This window comes from Dellaglioa sp. CoH-56-MRSF-13 (genome assembly GCF_056782095.1).
The window spans coordinates 88,233-109,202 of the sequence record NZ_JBXAYC010000003.1; the positions used below are offsets into that span (position 1 = coordinate 88,233).

At 35.0% G+C, this 20,970-nt stretch carries 17 protein-coding genes and 1 tRNA gene; 14 read left to right on the forward strand and 4 right to left on the reverse strand.

Going from position 1 to position 20,970, the window contains the following annotated elements; translation table 11 throughout:
* Positions 1-26: 26 nt before the first annotated feature.
* The 3 genes from AC1RP1_RS04195 (at position 27) to msrB (ending at position 3,132) form a co-directional block, all read left to right on the forward strand.
* Positions 27-1,067, forward strand: a complete 1,041-nt coding sequence (locus AC1RP1_RS04195) for a diacylglycerol kinase (RefSeq protein ID WP_481761570.1) — start codon at positions 27-29, stop codon at positions 1,065-1,067.
* Positions 1,068-1,199: 132 nt separating this feature from the next.
* Positions 1,200-2,564 (forward strand): 23S rRNA (uracil(1939)-C(5))-methyltransferase RlmD, encoded by a 1,365-nt coding sequence (gene rlmD, locus AC1RP1_RS04200; RefSeq protein WP_481761569.1) that lies wholly within the window; start codon positions 1,200-1,202, stop codon positions 2,562-2,564.
* Between the two features lie 130 nt (positions 2,565-2,694).
* The gene (gene msrB, locus AC1RP1_RS04205; RefSeq protein ID WP_481761568.1) at positions 2,695-3,132 is read left to right on the forward strand and encodes a peptide-methionine (R)-S-oxide reductase MsrB; all 438 of its coding nucleotides are present in this window, start codon (positions 2,695-2,697) and stop codon (positions 3,130-3,132) included.
* A gap of 72 nt (positions 3,133-3,204) precedes the next feature.
* Here the strand turns inward: msrB and AC1RP1_RS04210 are convergent, their stop codons facing one another.
* On the reverse strand, positions 3,205-4,524 hold the full coding sequence (locus AC1RP1_RS04210; protein ID WP_481761567.1) for an APC family permease: 1,320 nt from the start codon (positions 4,522-4,524) through the stop codon (positions 3,205-3,207).
* Between the two features lie 104 nt (positions 4,525-4,628).
* On the reverse strand, positions 4,629-5,024 hold the full coding sequence (locus tag AC1RP1_RS04215; RefSeq protein ID WP_481761566.1) for a DUF4828 domain-containing protein: 396 nt from the start codon (positions 5,022-5,024) through the stop codon (positions 4,629-4,631).
* Positions 5,025-5,207: 183 nt separating this feature from the next.
* Here AC1RP1_RS04215 and AC1RP1_RS04220 point away from each other — a divergent pair, with 183 nt between their 5' ends.
* The 8 genes from AC1RP1_RS04220 to AC1RP1_RS04255 all read left to right on the forward strand — a co-directional run bounded on the left by AC1RP1_RS04220 (position 5,208) and on the right by AC1RP1_RS04255 (position 15,393).
* A complete protein-coding gene (locus tag AC1RP1_RS04220) occupies positions 5,208-6,209 on the forward strand; it encodes a Gfo/Idh/MocA family protein (RefSeq protein ID WP_481761565.1) in 1,002 nt (333 codons plus the stop codon).
* A 103-nt stretch (positions 6,210-6,312) separates the two neighbouring features.
* Positions 6,313-7,593, forward strand: coding sequence for a DEAD/DEAH box helicase (locus AC1RP1_RS04225; RefSeq protein WP_481761564.1), 1,281 nt, complete (start codon positions 6,313-6,315; stop codon positions 7,591-7,593).
* A gap of 130 nt (positions 7,594-7,723) precedes the next feature.
* Positions 7,724-8,881, forward strand: a complete 1,158-nt coding sequence (locus AC1RP1_RS04230; RefSeq protein WP_481761563.1) for a GNAT family N-acetyltransferase — start codon at positions 7,724-7,726, stop codon at positions 8,879-8,881.
* Positions 8,882-8,895: 14 nt separating this feature from the next.
* The gene (locus AC1RP1_RS04235; RefSeq protein ID WP_481761562.1) at positions 8,896-10,335 is read left to right on the forward strand and encodes a glycoside hydrolase family 1 protein; all 1,440 of its coding nucleotides are present in this window, start codon (positions 8,896-8,898) and stop codon (positions 10,333-10,335) included.
* Positions 10,336-10,487: 152 nt separating this feature from the next.
* Positions 10,488-11,333, forward strand: a complete 846-nt coding sequence (locus AC1RP1_RS04240) for a PRD domain-containing protein (protein ID WP_481761561.1) — start codon at positions 10,488-10,490, stop codon at positions 11,331-11,333.
* 134 nt (positions 11,334-11,467) lie between these two features.
* Positions 11,468-13,435, forward strand: coding sequence for a beta-glucoside-specific PTS transporter subunit IIABC (locus AC1RP1_RS04245; RefSeq protein ID WP_481761560.1), 1,968 nt, complete (start codon positions 11,468-11,470; stop codon positions 13,433-13,435).
* A 1-nt stretch (position 13,436) separates the two neighbouring features.
* On the forward strand, positions 13,437-14,867 hold the full coding sequence (locus AC1RP1_RS04250; RefSeq protein WP_481761559.1) for a 6-phospho-beta-glucosidase: 1,431 nt from the start codon (positions 13,437-13,439) through the stop codon (positions 14,865-14,867).
* Between the two features lie 241 nt (positions 14,868-15,108).
* The gene (locus AC1RP1_RS04255) at positions 15,109-15,393 is read left to right on the forward strand and encodes a hypothetical protein (protein WP_481761558.1); all 285 of its coding nucleotides are present in this window, start codon (positions 15,109-15,111) and stop codon (positions 15,391-15,393) included.
* 101 nt (positions 15,394-15,494) lie between these two features.
* Here the strand turns inward: AC1RP1_RS04255 and AC1RP1_RS04260 are convergent.
* A tRNA-Arg gene (locus tag AC1RP1_RS04260) sits at positions 15,495-15,568 on the reverse strand.
* Between the two features lie 229 nt (positions 15,569-15,797).
* Here AC1RP1_RS04260 and AC1RP1_RS04265 point away from each other — a divergent pair.
* Positions 15,798-17,537 carry a DUF6541 family protein gene (locus AC1RP1_RS04265; protein ID WP_481761557.1) on the forward strand — a complete coding sequence of 580 codons (1,740 nt, stop codon included), beginning with the start codon at positions 15,798-15,800 and terminating at the stop codon, positions 17,535-17,537.
* A gap of 144 nt (positions 17,538-17,681) precedes the next feature.
* Here AC1RP1_RS04265 and AC1RP1_RS04270 read toward each other — a convergent pair whose 3' ends face one another.
* On the reverse strand, positions 17,682-18,917 hold the full coding sequence (locus AC1RP1_RS04270; protein ID WP_481761556.1) for an aminopeptidase: 1,236 nt from the start codon (positions 18,915-18,917) through the stop codon (positions 17,682-17,684).
* A 152-nt stretch (positions 18,918-19,069) separates the two neighbouring features.
* Here AC1RP1_RS04270 and wecB point away from each other — a divergent pair, with 152 nt between their 5' ends.
* Together wecB and udk are read left to right on the forward strand one after the other, a co-directional pair.
* A complete protein-coding gene (wecB, locus tag AC1RP1_RS04275; RefSeq protein ID WP_481761555.1) occupies positions 19,070-20,212 on the forward strand; it encodes a non-hydrolyzing UDP-N-acetylglucosamine 2-epimerase in 1,143 nt (380 codons plus the stop codon).
* An 18-nt stretch (positions 20,213-20,230) separates the two neighbouring features.
* Positions 20,231-20,866, forward strand: a complete 636-nt coding sequence (udk, locus tag AC1RP1_RS04280) for a uridine kinase (RefSeq protein WP_481761554.1) — start codon at positions 20,231-20,233, stop codon at positions 20,864-20,866.
* The last annotated feature ends 104 nt before the right edge of the window (positions 20,867-20,970 follow it).

Consider the following 20,970-nt stretch of genomic DNA (forward strand, 5'->3'; position numbering starts at 1 on the left):
AAATAAGATTCATGTGGAGGAACGGAATGAGAAAAAGAGCCAGAATTATCTATAACCCAACATCCGGTCGTGAGGCTTTAAAAAGTGATCTCGTGAGTATTCTAGACATCATTGAAAATGCCGGGTATGAAACTAGTGCTTATGCGACGACAGCGAAGAAACATTCAGCTCGAGATGAAGCAACGAGAGCTGCTAAATCAGGGTTTGATTTAGTAATTGCTGCTGGTGGCGACGGAACCATTAATGAAGTTGCTAATGGAATTGCTGGTCTTAAGCACCGACCTAAGATAGGTGTTATTCCAGCTGGAACGACAAATGATTATGCGAGAGCTTTGAAAATACCTAGGGATGATTCAGTTGCTGCTGCAAAAGTAATTGCAAAAGGTAACACAGTTAAAATGGATGTTGGACAAGCTGGAGAAAAATATTTCATTAATATCGCTGGTGGTGGATTATTAACGGAATTAACTTATGATGTTCCTTCACAATTTAAATCACTTTTTGGTTATCTGGCTTATTTAGCTAAAGGTGCTGAAATGTTACCTAGAATGAAACCAATTGAAATGAACCTTGAGTATGATGGGGGAATTTTTAAAGGGAAAGCATCAATGTTTTTATTAGCATTGACGAACTCTGTAGGTGGCTTTGAACAAATCGTACCAAACGCTTCACTTGATGACGGTAAGTTTACCTTGCTTATTGTTAAAGCGACTAATATCGCCGAAATGTTGCATTTAATGGCACTTGTGTTAAATGGTGGGAAGCATATTAATGATAAACGTGTGATTTATGTTAAAACGTCTAAATTAATTGCTAAACCAGTCGATAATAAAATGATGATTAATATTGATGGTGAATATGGTGGTGATGCACCAATGACTTTCAAAAATTTAAAGCAACATATCGAAATTTTTGCGAATACAGATGCATTGCCAGAAACGTCAATTACGTCAGGTCGTACGGCTGCCGAAATTACAGCTGAAGAACATTTTGTAAAAGAAGTCCAAGAAATGCATAGTGAAGATGTTGACGGTAATGGTACAATTAGTAAAGTAAGAGATAACTAAGAAATTAAGTAGGATTGAGGTGCTTGGTAAAGGCCTCAATCCTGTTTTATTTCTAGAGTTGGCAACTATTGACTTTTAGGGGTTAAACATGGTTGAATAAAGTAAATACGCAGGAACATCGAAAGGACAACAATGAAAAAACTACCTCCAGTAATAAAGAACCAAGAATTTGATACAGAAATTATCGATTTAACTTATCAAGGTATGGGTGTCGCTAAAGTTGATGGCTACCCATTATTTATTGAAAATGCATTACCAGGCGAAAAAGTTAGTATTCGTGTAATGAAAGTTAGCAAGAACTTTGGTTTCGCTAAAGTTTTAGCTTTTCGTAATGAGAGCCCAGATCGTGTTGAAACAAAAGGTTCAGCATATACACAAACTGGAATTGCACCTTTACAACATTTAGCATACCCAGCACAATTAAAATTCAAACAAGCACAAGTTCAAGAGTTATTGAAAAAAGCGCATTTGGATATTGAAGTATCTGATGCTGTTGGAATGGAAAATCCTTTCCATTACCGTAATAAAGCACAAGTGCCTGTTCGCGAAATTGCTGGTGAATTAAAAACAGGATTCTTCAAGAAAAACAGTCATGATTTTGTTGCAATTGAAGATTTTTTAATTCAAGATGAAGAAATTGATAAAGCAATCGTAGCTGTACGTGATGTCTTACAACGTTTCCATGTGGAAGCATATGACGAACGTGCACATAAAGGGATTATCCGTCACATTATGGTTCGCCGTGGTCATTACTCAAAACAAATGATGATTGTCTTAGTAACACGCTCTAAGAAATTACCAATGTTTACTGAAATTACTGCTGCAATCCGTGAATCATTACCTGAGGTTACAACTATTGTTCAAAATACAAATTCTGAAAAGACAAATGTTATTTTAGGCCGCGAAAACAAAGTTTTATTTGGCCCTGGTTATATTGAAGATCAATTAAATGGATTAACATTTAGAATTTCACCACATTCTTTCTACCAAATTAATCCTGTCCAAACAGAAAAATTATATGCTGCAGCATTTGAACGTGCTGGTTTAACTGGTAATGAAACAGTTATTGATGCTTATAGTGGTATTGGAACAATTTCATTATCAATGGCAAAACATGCTCGTCAAATCTATGGTGTAGAATTAGTTTCTGCAGCGGTTAAAGATGCGAAAGAAAATGCTAAGATTAATGGTATTGATAATGTTCGTTTTGAAACTGGGATGGCAGAAAACTGGATGGAAAACTGGAGTCATGCTAACTTAAGACCTGACGTTTTAGTTGTCGATCCTCCTCGTAAGGGGCTAGAACCAGCATTTATTGAAAGTACACTTAAAATGCAACCTAAAAAAGTTGTTTACATTAGTTGTAACCCTTCAACATTAGTTCGTGATTTACAGAGCTTCTTAGATGATGGTTACAAAGTTACAAAACCAATTTTACCAGTGGATCAATTCCCACAAACAACACATATTGAAACAGTTACAATTTTAGAAAAATAACCAATTTAATATAATAGATGAGGAAGACCAAAGGTATTTTACTTTTGGCCTTTTTTTTGCAAACAGATAAATTGTATTCAGTGTGAAAAAGAGTATTCTAATGATATCTTAAAACATTAGGAGGTCCATTATGTCAAAAGAAACTGAAAAAGAATTACGTGAACGTTTAACTAATGAAGAGTTTGAAGTTACACAACATGCTGCAACGGAAGCGCCATTTACCGGTAAATATGATGACTTCTATCAAAAAGGAATTTACGTTGATGTTGTTAGTGGGGAAGCACTTTTTAGTTCAGCAGAAAAATATGACGCTGGCTGCGGTTGGCCATCATTTTCAAAACCAATCCCAGGTTCTAAGATTGCTGAGTTGGTTGATAATAGTCTTTTTGGTTATCAACGAACGGAAGTTAGAAGTAAGGAAGCAAATTCACATTTAGGTCATGTATTTACTGATGGACCTAAAGACCAAGGCGGATTACGTTATTGTATTAACTCTGCCTCATTGAAGTTTATTCCTGAAGCAGAAATGGAAGCTGCTGGATATAGTAACTATTTAAATAATTTATAAAAAATAAAAACATTCGACTTAAGGGATATGAGCCTATCTGGCTCTAAAAGTTGAATGTTTTTATTTGTATAATTATCCTTGGCTTTTTTGATGAATAAAGTAAACAGGAATGCCAAGTCCCGTTATTAATAGACCAACAAGTGCTAACGTCGTTTGTGTTAATAGTGTCGCAACGAGTATAAAAATACCCCCAATAATCGCGATGATTGGAATGATTGGATATAAAGGAACTTTATAGGGTCTATTTAATTCAGGTTCACGTTTTCGTAATATAAAGATAGCAACGAAAACTAGTACATTAAAAATCCAAATAACAAAAATAAGCATATCTGTTAATAAATCAAAACTACCTAAGAACATCATTATTATTGCGATACTTATTTGTAAAAAGCCCGCAATATATGGAACTCTCGTATGAGGAGATAAGCGTTTTAGCCAATTACTAAAGGGGAGTTGGTTTTCTAAGGCCATCGCATATGGAACGCGCATACCGGTTAACGTATAGCCGTTAGTGGCACCGTAGACTGAAATTAAGATACCAACGGTCACAAACTTACCACCAAATTGTCCAAATAGTTGTCTTGAGGCATCAGAAGCTGCATTTAAATTGCCAGCTAATCCTGAAATAGGAAGAGCCTTAAGAAAAACAAAATTAATTAATGTATAGATAATTGTGATGAAAAATAATCCTGAAATAATGGCTTTCGGTAAATCACGTTCTGGATGGTGCATCTCTCCGGCAATATTTCCAACCCCAATCCAGCCATCATAAGCAAACATGGTCGCAAGAAGGCCGCCACTTAAAGCAGTAAAGAAAGACTGGTGCGCGCCGGATGTTAACGGAATTAAACTAAACGTCACTTGTCCAGGAGTGAAAATCCCCCATATCACAATGACAATAATAGGTAATAATTTTAAAACTAATGAAATTGATTGAAAGGTACCACCAACTTTGGCGCCTAAAAAGTTAATCAATGTGATACTGATTCCACTAATTAAAGCAAATGGGATAATTAAATGTGAATCAAGATGGAAAAGATTAATTAATTGTGTGCCAAAAATAATTGAAAGAGCTGCAATGTTTGCTGGATAATAAATGATTATTTGTGCCCAGCCAAGTAAAAATGCTGGGAAACGGCCATAAGTATATTCGATATATTTAATGGCGCCACCAGTTTCTGGGATGGCGGCTGCAAGTTCTGCAGCGGTTAATCCAGCACAGATAGTTAAAAAGCCACCAAGTAACCAAACAAATAAAGTTAAGTTAGCAGATTGGGTTTGTTGTGTAACGCTTGAAACTTTAAAAAAAACGCCTCCGCCGATAACTGTTCCCATTACAGTTGAAAGGGCAGCGAAAAAGCCAATATCTCGTTTTAGGTGATCATTGTTCATGGAAAAAGGTCCTCGTTTCTATATTAAAATGCGTATTTAACTATTTTAGACTATTTAAACGTGTAATGAAACAAAAAATGAAGATGATAATCAACAAAATTCTGTTAATCTACATCTTCATTTTTATCATCTTGTGATTCTACAATTGGGGCTAATTTAATGGGATAGGTCCGGTTATCTGCTTCGTCAAACAAACTCACTGGTCCTTGATCGTTTGCATCAATTCTTAGATGAAAACCATATTCATCTAAGAAACTAAGTTCACGCTCATCTATATGTTCAATCTTACCATCGAGTGCACGTTCGTCAATTCGAATTGTGAGGTCTGATGAAATATCCAAATTATGGTGTCGATGACTTAATTCATCGTAGAATAGCCAATGTCCAGCATAAAAAATAGGTAAAGAAACCTTAGTTTTAGGTGCGGTTATAGACTTAATATCTTTCGTTAATCCAATAAAAAATGATGCACCTAGTAGTGCAAAACTACGTTTCTTCACAGCTATCCCTCCTAATTAGAACTCTTCTACTTAAATATAGCACTTTTAGCTAACAAGCGGAAAGAATTGCCCAAAATATATATAAATTTAATCTATCGTCACAAAATTGAAATAAAGCAATCGTTATGAAAACGGTTCAATTGTTGTTATAATGAATTTAATAATAAAATGGAGGTATTGGGTATGATTAAATTAGGTATTATTGGTACAAATTGGATTACAGGTCAATTCGTTGAAGCAGCGCATGAATCTAATGAATTTCAATTGACTAGTGTCTATTCAAGAACCGAATTAAAAGCCAAAGATTTTGGTGAAAAATATGGTGCAACAAATTTTTACGATAATATGACAGAATTTTTAAATTCAGATAAATTTGAGGTAATCTATATTGCTTCTCCGAATAGTTTACATTTTGAACAAATTAAATTAGCGATTGAAGCTGGTAAAAAAGTTATTGCCGAAAAACCAGTGGTCTCAAATCCAACAGAAATGGCCGCTATTCAGACGGTTCTTAGGGAACATCCTGGAAGTCAATTATTTGAAGCAGCTCGACAAATTCATCAAGATAATTTCAAAATTATTGAACAAAAAGTAACTGAACTAGAGACCATCCAAGGCGCAACTTTAACTTATATGAAGTATTCGTCACGTTATGATGCTATTTTAGCAGGTGAAGAACCTAATATCTTCTCACCAAAATTTTCTGGTGGTGCATTACAAGACTTAGGTGTTTACGTTGTTTATAATGCTATTTCTTGGTTTGGTACACCACTTGAAGTTCAGTACTATCCAACAATGTTACCAACAGGTGTTGATGGTAAAGGTGTCGCAATTCTAACTTATGAAGATTTTAGAGTGACCTTAAATATTGGTAAGACAGCAAATTCATATTTAACTAGTGAAATCTATGGCCTAAAAGACACAATTGTGATGGATAATGCAGCTGAATTAAATGAGGTTCTTTATCGAGATGGCTCTGATAAAGAAGAACTACTTAGTCAAAAACCAGCTAAAAATCCGATGTTAGCTGAAGCGATTGATTTTGCTAGAGTCATCAATAACCCCAATGACGTAACGAACAAAGCTGATTATATAAAATGGCAAAAACTTAGTGTGACAGTTAATCAAGTATTGTTTGATTTAAGGAAAAGTGCCGGAATTGAATTTCCAGCTGATCATAAATAAGAATTATTGAGATAAGTTTCTGTGAATCAATGGAAGCTTATTTTTTATATGCTATACTTAATTATTAAAACTAATCCTATGAAGTTAAAAGAAAGAGACTAAAATGAATCCAAAATTTGATGCATATTTTAAAGAACAAGGTTTTGAAACACAATCACCCATCCAAGAAGCCGTTTATGAACCTCTAAAATCAGGTGAAAATATCCTTGGATTAGCACCAACCGGTTCTGGTAAAACATTAGCGTTCAGCTTACCTTTACTCGAAAGATTAATACCTAAAGATGGCATTCAACTATTGATTATTGCACCTTCACAAGAATTAGCTATGCAATTAGCAGGTGTCATTCGTCCTTGGGCTAAAGAACTTGATTTAAAAGTTCAAGCTATTATTGGTGGTGCTAATATGAAACGCCAAATTGAAAATTTAAAGAAAAAACCTGAGATTATTGTCGGAACACCAGGTCGCTTATTGAATTTAGCTGAAGATAAAAAAATTAAATTACATAAAGTTAAATCAGTTGTCATTGATGAAGCGGATGATTTATTAACGGATGAAACACTAACAACTTGTCGTGATTTAATCAGCCAGGCACCTGCAGGCATTCAATTAAGTTTCTTTTCTGCGACGGAAACGGCAATATTAGATGATTTGAAAAAATGGTTTGGTGCTAATGTGACAACTTATGATGTTCGTGAAGTTGATCAAACACAAGGTATCGTTCACCATTATTCAATTGAAACACCAACGCGTAAACGTCAATCAACGTTGCGTCGTTTAGCAAATGTTGAAGATTTTTATGCACTAGTTTTCTTTAACCAACTATCATCGTTACAAGATATGGCTCAAAAATTAAAATATGATCATGTACCAGTCGCTGTCTTAGATAGCGAGCAACGCCAAGTTAATCGTGCTAATGCTTTATCACAACTTCATAAGCATGAAATTAAATTATTACTAACGACGGATGTTGCCGCTCGAGGTTTGGACATTCCAATGTTACCCGCAGTCGTAAATTATGATATGCCTAAAGATACGACGTCATATATTCATCGTGTCGGCCGGACAGGCCGGATGGGTGCTGAAGGGATGGTTATTAATCTTGGAAATGAACATGATCTACGTACCTTAAAACAAGATTTAAAAAATACACCATTTGAAATTGAAAAAGGTTACTTATATGATGGTGCGATTGTAACAGAAAGACCAGAACGTGTGGCTGAACCAAAAGCTAAGAAACTTAAACCAGTTGAAGTGAAAGCCAAAACAGTTGATGGTCAAAAGCAATCTGATGAACCAGTAAAGAAACCACATCGTAAAGTTCGTTTGAGAAATCAAAAAAATAAAGGTAAAAGACGCAAACCAAAAGCAGAACATTTTGATTAATGAGAAGGATCATCCAATAATAATTGGATGATTTTTTTATTGACTAATTTTGTAAGCGATTGCACGAATAGGGTAACCGTGCTATATTTAAAGAGGTTAATTCGTACAGAAGAAGGAGTTGAGTAGATCCATGACAAATATGAAGTTAGATGAAACTCATTTTGGAAGTTACTTTGATTTATCAATTTATGCCTTTAATAAAAAAGTATCAGCACAGAGAAAGAGCTTTTTTCGCAAACTTTATGAGCATTCATCAGATTGGGGCTCAGTTGAATCTGGGAAAGTTGTCAGCGGTGTGATTAATACACCATTTACGACTCATTTTCACGGGACTCAATTTAAAATGGGTGGTATTGGCTATGTTGCAAGTTATCCAGAATTTGCTGGTCAGGGTAGTATTGGACAATTAATGAATTTAGCTCTGGATGAGATGTATGATAATGGAACGACATTATCGTATTTAGCGCCATTTTCGTATCCGTTCTATCGTAAATTCGGTTACGAAGCAACATTTGATCAAACGATATATCGGATGAATACGAAGGATTTACCACGATTAAAAGTTAAGGCCATAGGTCACGTTGAACGTCACCGTTATTTGGATGTAAAAGAGGAATTAAATAAATTATACCAACAGAATCAGCTCTCTCAACAAGGTGGTATTGAACGGCCAGATTGGTGGTTAACTTATTCGGCGGAGAAACACCCTAACTGGGAAGTAGCGGTCTATTATAATGAAAAAAATGAGTCAGAAGGCTATCTTGTTTATCAAAGAGAAACTGATGAATTTAAAATCGTTGAATGGATATATCAAACAAGTGAGAGTTGGCTCCAATTACAAAATTTTGTGCTTAAGCATCAATCAGCATACGAATGGTTTAGTTATGAGAGTCCAATTGGACAGCCATTTCCAGATGTACTGGCAAATCCTCAAGTTGAAGTGACAACGCAACCTTACATGATGGCAAGAATTGTAAATGTTGAAGACTTTCTCAGCAGATACCCTTACCAGCAAGATTTTCCACAAATTGTGATTCAAGTTCAAGATTCGACTATTCAGGCTAATGAAGGCTATTGGCAAATTAGCCGAATAGACGGACAAACAAAAGTTGAAAAGACTGAAAATTCAGCAACTACGTTTACAACGGATATTCAAAATTTAACACGAAGTATGATGGGGTATCGAACATTTAAACAATTAAAACAATATGGATTTGTATCAGGCGACGTGACGTTATTCGATGGCGCATTAATTAAAGAACAACCGATATTAAGTGATTATTTTTAAGGAGAGAATAGATAATGGAATATGAAAAAATGAGTCAATTTCCAACTGATTTTTTATGGGGGGCTTCCTCAGCTGCTTACCAAATTGAAGGTGCGTATCAAGAAGATGGTAAAGGATTATCAGTTTGGGATAAATTTGTAAGAATTCCTGGGAAAACATTTAAGGGTACAAATGGTGATGTAGCCGTCGATCATTATCACCGTTTTAAAGAAGATGTCGCCTTAATGAAGGAGCAAGGATTGAAAGCTTACCGTTTTTCAATTGCTTGGACACGTATTTATCCAGAAGGAAAAGGTAAAGTTAATCAAAAGGGGATAGATTTTTATAATCGATTAATCGATGAGTTAATTGCGAATAATATTGAACCTGTTGTGACACTTTATCATTGGGATTTACCACAAGCATTACAAGATGAATATGCTGGTTGGGAATCTCGTGAAATTATTACTGATTTTACGGATTATGCGAAAACTTGTTTTGATGCATTCAGTGATCGTGTTAAATATTGGGTATCATTAAATGAACAAAACGTATTTATTTCTCATGGCTATCAAATGGAGAGTCATCCGCCTGCAGTAAATGATGAAAAAAGAATGTATGCTGCAAATCACATTGCTAATTTAGCAAATGCTTCAGCAATTAAGGCATTTCATGAAGGTCATTATCAAGGTGAAATTGGGCCTAGCTTTGCCTATAGCCCGGGTTATGCAGTTAATGGAGATCCTAAAAACCAAGTTGCGGCTACTAACTATGAAGATTATGCTGCTCATTTTTGGATGGATATTTATGTTTATGGACGTTATCCAAAAATGATTTATAAATGGTTAACTGAACGTGGAACTGCACCTACTGTTACAGAAGCAGATCAAGCTCTTTTAATTGCTGGAAAACCAGATTTTATGGGTTTAAATTATTATCAAACCCAAACAATTGCGGCTAATCCGTTAGTTGGTGGTGTTGGACTTGCTGCTGAAAATAATACAGGTAAAAAGGGGACTAGCTCCGAAAGTGGCGTTCCAGGCATGTTTAAGACTACTAATAATGAATTTTTAAAACAAACTGATTGGGATTGGAATATTGATCCTGAAGGGCTAAGAATTGCTCTGAGAAGAATTGATAGTCGTTACGACTTACCTGTTCTTATTACTGAAAACGGTCTTGGTGCTTATGATAAATTAGAAGAAGGCAATACAATTCATGATGATTACCGAATTTACTTTATCAATGAACATATTAAAGCCATTCAAGAAGCCATTTCAGACGGTGTAAAAGTCATTGGGTATACAACTTGGAGTTTCACTGATTTATTGAGCTGGTCAAATGGCTATCAAAAGCGCTATGGCTTTGTTTATATTGATCGTGATGAAGAAAGTGCGAAAGAATTAAAACGATATAAGAAAGATTCATTCTATTGGTATCAAAAGGTCATTAAAGAAAATGGTAGTAAGTTATAAAGTAATTTAAATAGCTATTGATAACGCTTACAATAAATGATACAATAAATATGAAATGAGTGTTACTGATTCGATCAGGCATGACCTATTGATGTAGATATGAAAATATCTGTATTTGTAGGTCATTTTTTATGGGAAGGGGTCGGTTTGATGTGAAGTTCGTAAAAAATTTTAATAATAATGCAGCTTTAGTTGAATCATCCGACAATGTTGAGTGGGTGGTCATTGGTAACGGTATTGGATTCGGTTATCATGCTGGAGATAATATCGATAAGGACCAGATTGACCGACGGTTTAAAGCTGAAGAAGATTCAGATACAATGAAATTAATTTCAGGATTTGATGCAGAAACTTTGGAAGTTACGACAACTTTTGTTGGAGTAGTAGAGCCATTAATTGATGTGACATTTGATGATGTTCAATTTTTGATTTTAGTGGACCATTTTCAATATTCATTACAAAAAAATCGTGAAGAAATGTTTTTAAATGACCGATCTGTTCATTGGGAAATGAAAAAATTATTTCCAAGTGAATTCCAAGCTGCAAAGGTTGGTATTAAAGAAATCGAATCAAAATTTGACATTACGGTTCAAAATAATGAATTGATTTTATTAACCTATCATTTGATTAACGTCAAAGAAGGCGGACATGCTGTTCAAGAATCGATGAAGCTGACAGAACTCATTTCGGGAATTGTTAATATTATTCAATTAGATACTGGTATTATTCTCGACGAAAAATCATTTAATTATAGTCGATTTGTCTCACATTTACGCTATTTATTCATTAGGCATTTTCATAATACTGAGATTGATCGTGCAGAACTTGACCCTGAGTTGCTCGCCATGATGATTAGTCGGTATCCACAAGTGTACGAAACAGTGGAAAAAATCGTGCAGTATATTCGAGAACGGGCCGATTGGGATTTACAAGCAGACGAACAAGTTTATCTAGTTTTACATATCTGGCGAGTAACCCATCGGCAAACAGAAAATTAAATAAATTGATAATTAGGTGTGTTATTGCCATTTATAAGCAAGCATAAACCCAGTTATCCATGCAAACTCGTATTTTTTGAGTTGAAATGGATAACTGGGTTTTAATTTATAAAAAATATAAAGGAGTGATTGTGATGAGTTACGAAAAATTAGCTAAAGATATTTTAAAAAATGTAGGTGGCGAAGCTAACGTTAATAGCGTAGTCCATTGTACAACCCGACTAAGATTTAAATTAAAAGATGAATCTAAGGCCAATACCGATATGTTGAAAAATATGGACGGCGTAGTGACCGTTGTTAAAAGTGGCGGCCAGTACCAAGTGGTTGTTGGAAATCAAGTTCCGGAAGTTTATGATGCATTAGTTAAAGGTAGCGGACTTGATGGTGATGGCATTGTGCCAGATAATGATGGCGAAAAAATGAAACCGCTTGATGCCTTTATTGATATGATTTCAGGTATCTTTGCACCAGCTCTAGGTGTTTTAGCTGCAACAGGGATGATCAAAGGAATAGTTTCATTACTAGTCGCATTTAGCTGGGTGGCACCGACATCTGGAACGTATATTATTTTAAATGCATTAGGAGATTCTTTCTTTTATTTCTTCCCGATTATCTTAGCTTACAGTGCTAGTAAAAAATTCCACGTTAATCCATTGTTGGCAATGGTTATTGGTGCATCCTTAGTTTACCCAACTATTGTGGCACAATTGCCAGCAACACTAGCCGCTTCAGGTGGAAAAGTGCTGTACACTTTATTTGCAGGAACAATTTTTGAATCACCAATCTATATGACATTCTTGGGGATTCCAGTAATCATGATGAGTTACGCATCATCAGTTGTACCTATTATTGTATCAATTTGGTTTGCATCAAAAGTGGAACCATTCTTCAAAAAAGTGATACCAGAAGTTGTACGAACATTCTTAGTGCCAATGTTAACAGCACTTGTTGTTGTGCCTATTACATTTATCTTTATAGGTCCCATAACAACTTGGGCTAGTGATATTGTGGCAACCGGATTTACAGCTGTATACACATTTAGTCCAATTGCCGCTGGCGCAGTTCTTGGTGGCTTATGGCAAGTACTTGTTATCTTCGGGTTACATTGGGGACTTGTTCCACTTGCCTTACTTAACATTTCAACAACAGGCTCAGATCCAATTTTAGCACTTATGCTAGGGACAACGTTCGCTCAAATTGGGTCAGTATTGGCAATTACAATTAAAACAAAAAATAAAAAACTAAAAGGTCTTGGCTATTCTTCATTTATTTCAGGAATCTTTGGTGTTACGGAACCCGCTATTTACGGAATTACGTTACCTCGTAAAAAACCATTTATTATTACATGTATTTCAGCCGCTATTGGTGGCATGGTTCTTGGTGTATTTGGGACAAAAGGATACATGGTTGGTGGATTAGGCATTTTCTCTATTCCAAGTTACTTGAATCCTAAGACAGGAATTGATATGTCATTCTACGCTGTGCTGATAGCAATCGTTGTTTCATTCGTATTGGCATATGTCTTAACACTTATGTTCGGTTTAACAAAGGAAGATCAAGAAGTACCCGTTGCTGTTGCTGAAACAAAAGTAACAACGTCAGTAGTACCTGTAGAAGTAGAAATGAGTGGAGAAATCCTTGGTAGCCCACTTAAAGGCGAAGTATTACCTTTATCAGAGGTTAAAGACCCTGTCTTTAGTTCTGGTATTATGGGTGACGGTATCGCAATTCTACCTGAAGTTGGTCAATTATACGCACCTGCTGATGGTAAAATAACATTAGTTTTTCCAACAGGACACGCAGTTGGTATGGTGACAGACGATGGCGCCGAAATTTTAATGCATATCGGAATGGATACAGTTGAATTAGAAGGTAAGTATTTTGAAATTCAAACAGAAATTGATACCGTCGTAAAAAAAGGCGATTTATTACTTAAATTCGATATTGAAGGTATTAAACAGGCAGGATATGAAATTATTACGCCAATTATCGTGACGAACACACCAAAATATAAAAAAATTAAACCACTTGCTAAAGACCAGTCAGAAATAATTGTTGGTACTGATTTATTAGATTTAGAAATTAATTCAGGAGGTCAATAAGATGACAAAATCAAATTTTCCAGATAACTTTTTATGGGGTGGCGCAACGGCCGCTAATCAATTTGAAGGGGCCTATGATGTTGATGGTAAGGGCCTGTCATTAGTAGATATATTACCAGACGCACACCATGGTCGCTGGGATTATTTATTTAATGTAAAAGAAGCGATGCAGATGAAAGAAGATTTTTATCCTAGTCATGAATCTGTTGATTTTTATCATCATTATGAAGAAGATTTACGATTAATGGCAGAAATGGGTTTCAAAACCTTCAGAATGTCAATTAGTTGGCCACGGATATTTCCACAAGGTGATGAAAAAGAACCAAACGAAAAAGGGCTAGAATTCTATGATAAAGTTATCGATCTTTGTAACGAATTAGGGATGGAACCGTTAGTAACAATTAACCATTTCGATACGCCGTTAGGGATGTTGAAAAAAATGAATGGTTGGGCTGACCGTCGAATGATTGATAATTACTTAAACTTTTCACGCGTCTTATTTATGCGTTATAAGGATAAGGTTAAGTATTGGTTAACATTTAACGAAATTAATATGATTTTACACATTCCGTTATTGGGCGGTGGATTAGATTTGGAAGGGATTGATAATCCTGACCAAATCAAATATCAAGCGGCACATCATCAATTAGTTGCCTCTGCGCTTGCGACAAAATTAGCACACGAAATTAATCCTGATTTTAAGATAGGGTGTATGTTAGCGGCTGGGGTTACCTATCCCAATACACCTAATCCAAAAGATGTATTTGAAGCAATGACAAAGGATCGGGAAGGATACTTCTTTATTGATGTTCAGTCACGTGGCTACTACCCAAGTTATTCGGCAAGATTATTTAAAGATATGGGTATAGAAATTAAAATGGCAGATACCGACGAAAAAGATTTATTAGAAAATACAGTTGATTTCATTTCATTTAGCTATTATTCATCAAGATTAGCAAGCGCTGATCCTGAGATGACTGATAAAACAGCAGCAAATGTCTTTGATAGCTTAAAAAATCCTTACTTAAAGACAAGCGAATGGGGCTGGCAAACAGATGGCCTTGGTTTGAGAACAACGATGAATCAAATTTATGATCGTTATCAGAAACCATTATTTGTTGTTGAAAATGGATTAGGTGCAAAAGATGTTGTGGAAGAAGGCAATAAAATTCATGATGATTATCGCATTTCTTATCTAAGTGAAAATATTGAAGCAATGGGTGAGGCGATTGCAGACGGGGTTTCTTGTCTAGGTTACACATCATGGGGCTGTATCGATTTAATTAGCGCAGGCTCAGGCGAAATGGCGAAACGCTATGGTTACATTTACGTAGATCGAGATAACGAAGGTAACGGGACGCTAAATCGATTGAAAAAAGATTCGTTCTATTGGTATCAAAATGTTATTAAAACAAATGGTGTCGAATTATAAACTGGAAAAATTGAAGATATAAAATTTCGATGCGATTTAAAATACTGTTTAAGCAATGATTGTTTGCTTAAACAGTATTTTTTTATTTGCGAAAGTCTTATTGCTTAGTGGAAAAATAATATTAGGTGTACAATTATCGAAATCTTAAAGATAGTTTAGAAAAGATTGGATAAAATGATGTGTTTTAGACCTTAAAAAAATTGTTAAACAAATATATATAACGTGGAAGAAGGTCTTTCCGATGAGAAAAAGGTTTAAACCTGTAAATAATGAAATGAAATGGGTAGGAATTGTTAGTATCGTGTTGTGTTTAATTGAACCATGGTTAATAGTTGTGAATTTAACGATTGGCATGTGGTTAGTGGGGACGGGTATGATTGGCATTGGAACTTATATTGAAAGACTACCCTTTTTTCAGAAAAATATTGGTTATCGTCTATGTGGTATGTTGTTATTTATATTAATTGCATTCATTAATACAATTTATATAATAGTAATTCTTCTACTGCTACAATTTCAAGGATAAAATAAATAGCACTTACAAGTTAAATATATAAAAAATAGGTTACAAAAGCTCGGCAGTATACCGAAGTCTTGTAACCTATAAGGCGGAAAATTTATTTAAGATGTCCCTGATCAGAGTCGAACTGATGACCTACCGCTTAGGAGGCGGTTGCTCTATCCAGCTGAGCTACAGAGACAAAAAGGCTGATTACTTCATTGTAAATGGCAAAAATAAATAAGTCAATTATTACTATTGTAGATTTTTAAATTCATAGTCATAATTTTCATTTACAACATGGCTAAGGTGTCAGTAGTTTCATAGATATTGATCTTTTAGTTCTAGCAATATTATATTTCTTGAGTGACAGCACAATTTTCTATTGTTATAATTAAACCATTAAATAATTTTATTTGGGAGTAAATAGCTTGATAAATAAGTTTGAATCTTTAAAAAAATATGGAACGGTATTTTGCGTTATTTTTATATTAAGTTTTTTTCTGACAGTTCCGCAGATACTTAATAATAGTTTAGTAGTTGGTGCTGATTCTCTATTCCATTTTAACCGTATCTATGATGATTATATGCAGCTTAAAACAGGTAACTTTAATTATTTTCAATCTAATTACGGTTTTCAACAAAGTGGTCGAATTGTTAATGCCTTATATGGACCAGGGTTTACTTACCTTTTAGGTGGATTACTAGGTATCGTGCATAGTTGGATTAAATTTGAAATTGTCACGTCATTCATAATTTTCTTTATTAGTGGATTTTCAATGTATTTTCTATCTAGAGAATTGAAAGCGACTAAAAAAAATTCAGTCTTAGCTGCTAGTCTTTTTATGGGTAGTTTCTATATCACTCGATGGTCAATCTATCAGAATTTTATGATATGGGGCGTTATGTTGATGCCTTTGATTGTCATTCTTGGGCTTAAAATGATTAAAAATAATGCTAAGGATTTAAAAGTACTACCTTTAGCATTAGCAGTTTCAGTGCTAATCCAAATTCACGTCTTAAGCGCCTTAATGTCAATTGGCGTTTTAGTTGTATTCTTTTTCATTGGCTTTATTCAAACTAACCAGAAATTACAACTTTTATTAAAATGTTTTCTAGCCAGTTTACTGGCGTTAGTTCTGACCTTTAATGTTTGGGGAGCTATGTTGGATGTTTTCTCAAATAATAAAATATATTCACCATTTGCCAATTCAAACATGTCTGGTTCAACCATGAACCTTTCAACTGGTAACTATAGTGGTACACAGTTTGGATTGGTTATGAGTATCATTTTTGTGTTACAAATTGTTTGGTTGTTTTCAAAAAGAAAAGAATTATCTCTAGCTAATAAGATTGTTACTATAATAGGAGCTATTTTTCTTGCTCTAACTACAAATTTATTTCCGTGGACTAGGATATCTATATTAATTCCACAGTTACAAAGTTTTTTACAGTTTCCTTATCGATTTGATAGTTTTACTACGATTCTATTAGTAGCGGGGTTCAGTGCTACAATTTCTACGTTACCTTCGCCGAATGCAAAGAAAAATTGTTCATTGTTTTTAATTGTCGGAAGTATTTTTATTTTAGGGCAATCGTATAGTGATATTCAGACTAAAAATGAAATTTGGAATTCAAATGAGTCAATTATAGCTAAAGGACATGTTACAACCCCAGATTCTTTAAGTACTGTCCAAATAAGAAATGCTTTTACTAATCGTGATTTAAAAAAAGGGTTAGAGGTAGCACAAAAATCAACTCCAGATTATTTACCTAATAATCAAGAATTAAGCAAGGATCCTTACAATGAATATAAAAATGAAATTATAATGAATAAGTCAAATATTATAAAAAGAGTGACAGATAAGGGTGATTTATCGCTTAGATGGACTGCAACAAAAATAGGAGAAACAATGTCCTTACCTATTATTGTTTATAACAATTCAAAAGTTACACTAAATGGAACTAAGCTTAATATAAAAAAGATTACCTTATCAAATATAGGTAGTCCAACGATTAAAGCAACAAAAAAAGGTATCAATAGAGTAACGCTTAGTTATCATTCAAAAATCATTACTAAACCTCGACTAATGATGGTTATTGCAGCGTGGGTGATTAGTAGCTTAGCTTTTATTACCTTTACTTATAGGGATTATAAAAATGACATTTAATATAAACAAACATATGATTTTAATATACTATATTAAGATATACTTTCTGAATTTGGGTTACAAAAACCTAATCAATAAAATAAGTAGTAGTGAAAAAGGTATAAACTAACAGAAATGCTAGTTTATACCTTTTTATGTGATCATTTATGCCCAATCCCCATTACGGAAAACGGGTACTGTACTGCCATCCTCACGAAGCCCATCAATTGACATGTCAGATGAGCCGACCATGAAGTCAACGTGCGTTTGGCTTAAATTTAAACCAGCAGCGGCTAATTCAGTATCGTTCATTTTAGTACCATCCTTAATAGAGAAGGGATAAGCGGAGCCAAGCGCTAAATGGTCACTGGCATTTTCATCGAATAATGTATTAAAGAACGTTATTCCTGATTGTGAAATTGGAGAAGGGTCTGGAACTAAAGCAACTTCACCCAATGATTTTGCGCCATCATCAGTCTCTAGTAAGTGCTGTAAAACTTCTTCACCTTGTTCAGCAGTTGCTTTAACAACCTTACCTGCTTCAAAAGTAAATTTCATACCACTCAAAGTAGTTCCTGCGTAGCTTAATGGTTTTGTTGAAGAAATGTAACCATCAATACGTCTAGAATCAGGTGCGGTGAAAACTTCTTCGGTAGGCATGTTAGCCATGAATTCATGACCTTGTGCATCAAATGAACCGGCGCCTTCCCACAAATGATTTTTAGGGAGACCGATGACGATATCTGTCCCTGGGGCAACATAATGTAAAGCAGAAAATTGTTCTTTATTTAATTCTTCAGCTTTTGTGCGCAATGTTAAATCATGTTGATGCCATGCTTCAATTGGATCTTCATGATCAATACGTGTTGTTTTAAAAATTTCTTCCCAAAGTCGTGAAACAGCAAGTTCGCCTTTTAATTCAGGAAAAACGAGTTCAGCCCAAGCAGTATCTGCGGCAGCGACTACAGTCCAACTAACGTCATTATTTTGAGTTGCTTTACGTAATGGACGTAGAGCTTGACCCATAGCTTTTTGGCGTGAGGCAATCTTTTCAGAAGGGATACCAGCAAAGGCATCAGGATCATCTGACATGACTGAGATGCGAGATGCTTTTTTAGCAACCCAATCTTCAACTTCTGAGGTTGCATAACCAGGAACGTCGACTAAACGGTCTAGTGGAGCAAATTCAAGGAATGATTTCGAGACATGACTATCTGCCCATTTAACGATAACTTCACTTGCGCCAGCAGCATAAGCTTCATTGACGATTAAATGAGCTAATTTTTGTTGGGTTACGGAAATTTGTAGGACGATTGTTTGGCCTTTTGAGACGTTAACACCGACTTTGACGATTAATTCAGCATATTTTTTAAGTTGATCTTCAAAATTTATTTTTGACATAGAAAGACCTCCAAATTTATTTATGAAATAATGATAACATATTAATGAGAAAATGATTAATAATTAGGCTATTAAATTTTTGTTAACAAAATCAGAATTTTGTCTTTTCTTTGGTATAATAGTAACTAATATAATCATTGAGGAGGCCAATTATGAAAAAAGTAAAAGTGATGACTGTTTTTGGGACGCGTCCAGAAGCAATAAAAATGGCACCTGTTGTCTTAGAGTTAAAAGAACGTACGACGGAGTTTGAAACAGTAACTGTCGTAACAGCACAACATCGCCAAATGTTGGACCAAGTCTTAGAGATATTTAAAATAACGCCAGATTATGATTTGAATGTGATGCACGCTAACCAGACATTAAGTGATACAACTCGAAATGTTTTACAAAAATTAGATGATGTTATTAAAGTAGAGCAGCCTGATATTATTTTAGTTCATGGTGATACAACAACAACATTCGCCGCTAGTATTTCAGCTTTTTATAATCAAGTGGCAATTGGACACGTTGAAGCGGGATTACGGACTTGGGATAAGTATTCACCGTTTCCAGAAGAAATGAACCGTCAACTAACAGATGTACTGGCAGATATGTACTTTGCCCCAACTTCGCAAAGCGAAACTAATCTGTTATTAGAAAATCATCCAAAAGAAAATATTTTTGTAACAGGTAACACAGCCATCGATGCTTTAAAACAAACAGTTCAAAAAGAGTATGACCATGATGTTCTATCAGAAGTAAATCCTGCGAATAAAATGATTTTACTCACGATGCATCGTCGTGAAAACCAAGGTGCACCTATGCGTCGTGTTTTCGAAGTGATTAAATCTGTCGTTAAAGATCAGCCAGATGTTGAAGTCGTTTATCCGGTTCATTTAAATCCAGTTGTTAAAGATTTAGCCGAAGAAGTCTTAGGTGGAGAACAGCGCGTTCATCTAATTGAACCGCTTGATGTGGTTGATTTTCATAATATCGCTGCAAAAAGTTACTTTATTATGACGGATTCAGGTGGTGTTCAAGAAGAGGCGCCATCATTAGGAAAACCAGTTCTTGTTTTACGTGATAACACAGAACGTCCGGAAGGCGTGAAGGCGGGTACATTGAAGTTAGTTGGAACTGACCCTGTGAAAGTCAAAGAAACCATGCTATCATTAATAACTAATAAGACAGAGTACGAACGAATGGCAAATGCTAAAAATCCTTATGGAGATGGGCAAGCAGCTAAACGAATATTAGATGCCGTTGCTTATCGATTTGGAGATAGTCAGCAAGAACCTGAACGTTTCGAATAAATGGAGGATTTCTAAAGCATGAGCAAAAGAACAAAACGTCCCATTATTATTGGTGTAACAGGTGGTACTGGTAGCGGTAAGACGACGGTTAGTAATGCTATTTATTCACAATTAGCTGGCGAATCAATCATGATTTTACAACAAGATACTTATTATAATGATCAAGCTGAAATGAGTATGGAAGAACGTAAAGCAGTGAACTATGATCATCCACTCGCGTTTGACAACGAACAGATGATTAGTGATTTGGAACAATTGTTGGATAATGAAGCAATTGATATGCCTGTTTATGATTACACACAGTTTACTCGTTCAAGTGAGACGATCAGAACAGAACCTCAAGATGTTATCATTGTTGAAGGAATTCTAATTCTAGGGGACGAAAAGCTCAGAAGTTTAATGGATATTAAAGTTTTTGTTGATACAGATGATGATTTACGTATTATTCGCCGTATCACACGTGATATGAAGGAACGTGGTCGCTCATTACAATCAGTTATTGATCAATACGTTAAAACGGTTAAACCAATGTATAATCAATTCATTGAACCAACGAAACGCTATGCGGATATTATTGTGCCAGAAGGTGGCGCAAATACAGTTGCTATTGATTTATTGTCAACTAAAGTCCGTGACATTTTACAACAAGACTAGCTAAAAAATCTCATACCAAAAAGTCCCCAAAAGTCTCATGACTTTTGGGGACTTTTTGGTATGAAAAAACTGTTGTTGGTAATAGCTTTTACGCTATTACCAAC

What these genes read in the sequence shown, in the direction of transcription:
- AC1RP1_RS04195 (WP_481761570.1), top strand. Translation starts at nt 27, where the DNA reads ATGAGAAAAAGAGCCAGAATTATCTATAACCCAACATCCGGTCGTGAG.
- rlmD (WP_481761569.1), top strand. Translation starts at nt 1,200, where the DNA reads ATGAAAAAACTACCTCCAGTAATAAAGAACCAAGAATTTGATACAGAA.
- msrB (WP_481761568.1), top strand. Translation starts at nt 2,695, where the DNA reads ATGTCAAAAGAAACTGAAAAAGAATTACGTGAACGTTTAACTAATGAA.
- AC1RP1_RS04210 (WP_481761567.1), bottom strand. Translation starts at nt 4,524, where the DNA reads ATGAACAATGATCACCTAAAACGAGATATTGGCTTTTTCGCTGCCCTT.
- AC1RP1_RS04220 (WP_481761565.1), top strand. Translation starts at nt 5,208, where the DNA reads ATGATTAAATTAGGTATTATTGGTACAAATTGGATTACAGGTCAATTC.
- AC1RP1_RS04225 (WP_481761564.1), top strand. Translation starts at nt 6,313, where the DNA reads ATGAATCCAAAATTTGATGCATATTTTAAAGAACAAGGTTTTGAAACA.
- AC1RP1_RS04230 (WP_481761563.1), top strand. Translation starts at nt 7,724, where the DNA reads ATGACAAATATGAAGTTAGATGAAACTCATTTTGGAAGTTACTTTGAT.
- AC1RP1_RS04235 (WP_481761562.1), top strand. Translation starts at nt 8,896, where the DNA reads ATGGAATATGAAAAAATGAGTCAATTTCCAACTGATTTTTTATGGGGG.
- AC1RP1_RS04245 (WP_481761560.1), top strand. Translation starts at nt 11,468, where the DNA reads ATGAGTTACGAAAAATTAGCTAAAGATATTTTAAAAAATGTAGGTGGC.
- AC1RP1_RS04250 (WP_481761559.1), top strand. Translation starts at nt 13,437, where the DNA reads ATGACAAAATCAAATTTTCCAGATAACTTTTTATGGGGTGGCGCAACG.
- AC1RP1_RS04255 (WP_481761558.1), top strand. Translation starts at nt 15,109, where the DNA reads ATGAGAAAAAGGTTTAAACCTGTAAATAATGAAATGAAATGGGTAGGA.
- AC1RP1_RS04270 (WP_481761556.1), bottom strand. Translation starts at nt 18,917, where the DNA reads ATGTCAAAAATAAATTTTGAAGATCAACTTAAAAAATATGCTGAATTA.
- wecB (WP_481761555.1), top strand. Translation starts at nt 19,070, where the DNA reads ATGAAAAAAGTAAAAGTGATGACTGTTTTTGGGACGCGTCCAGAAGCA.
- udk (WP_481761554.1), top strand. Translation starts at nt 20,231, where the DNA reads ATGAGCAAAAGAACAAAACGTCCCATTATTATTGGTGTAACAGGTGGT.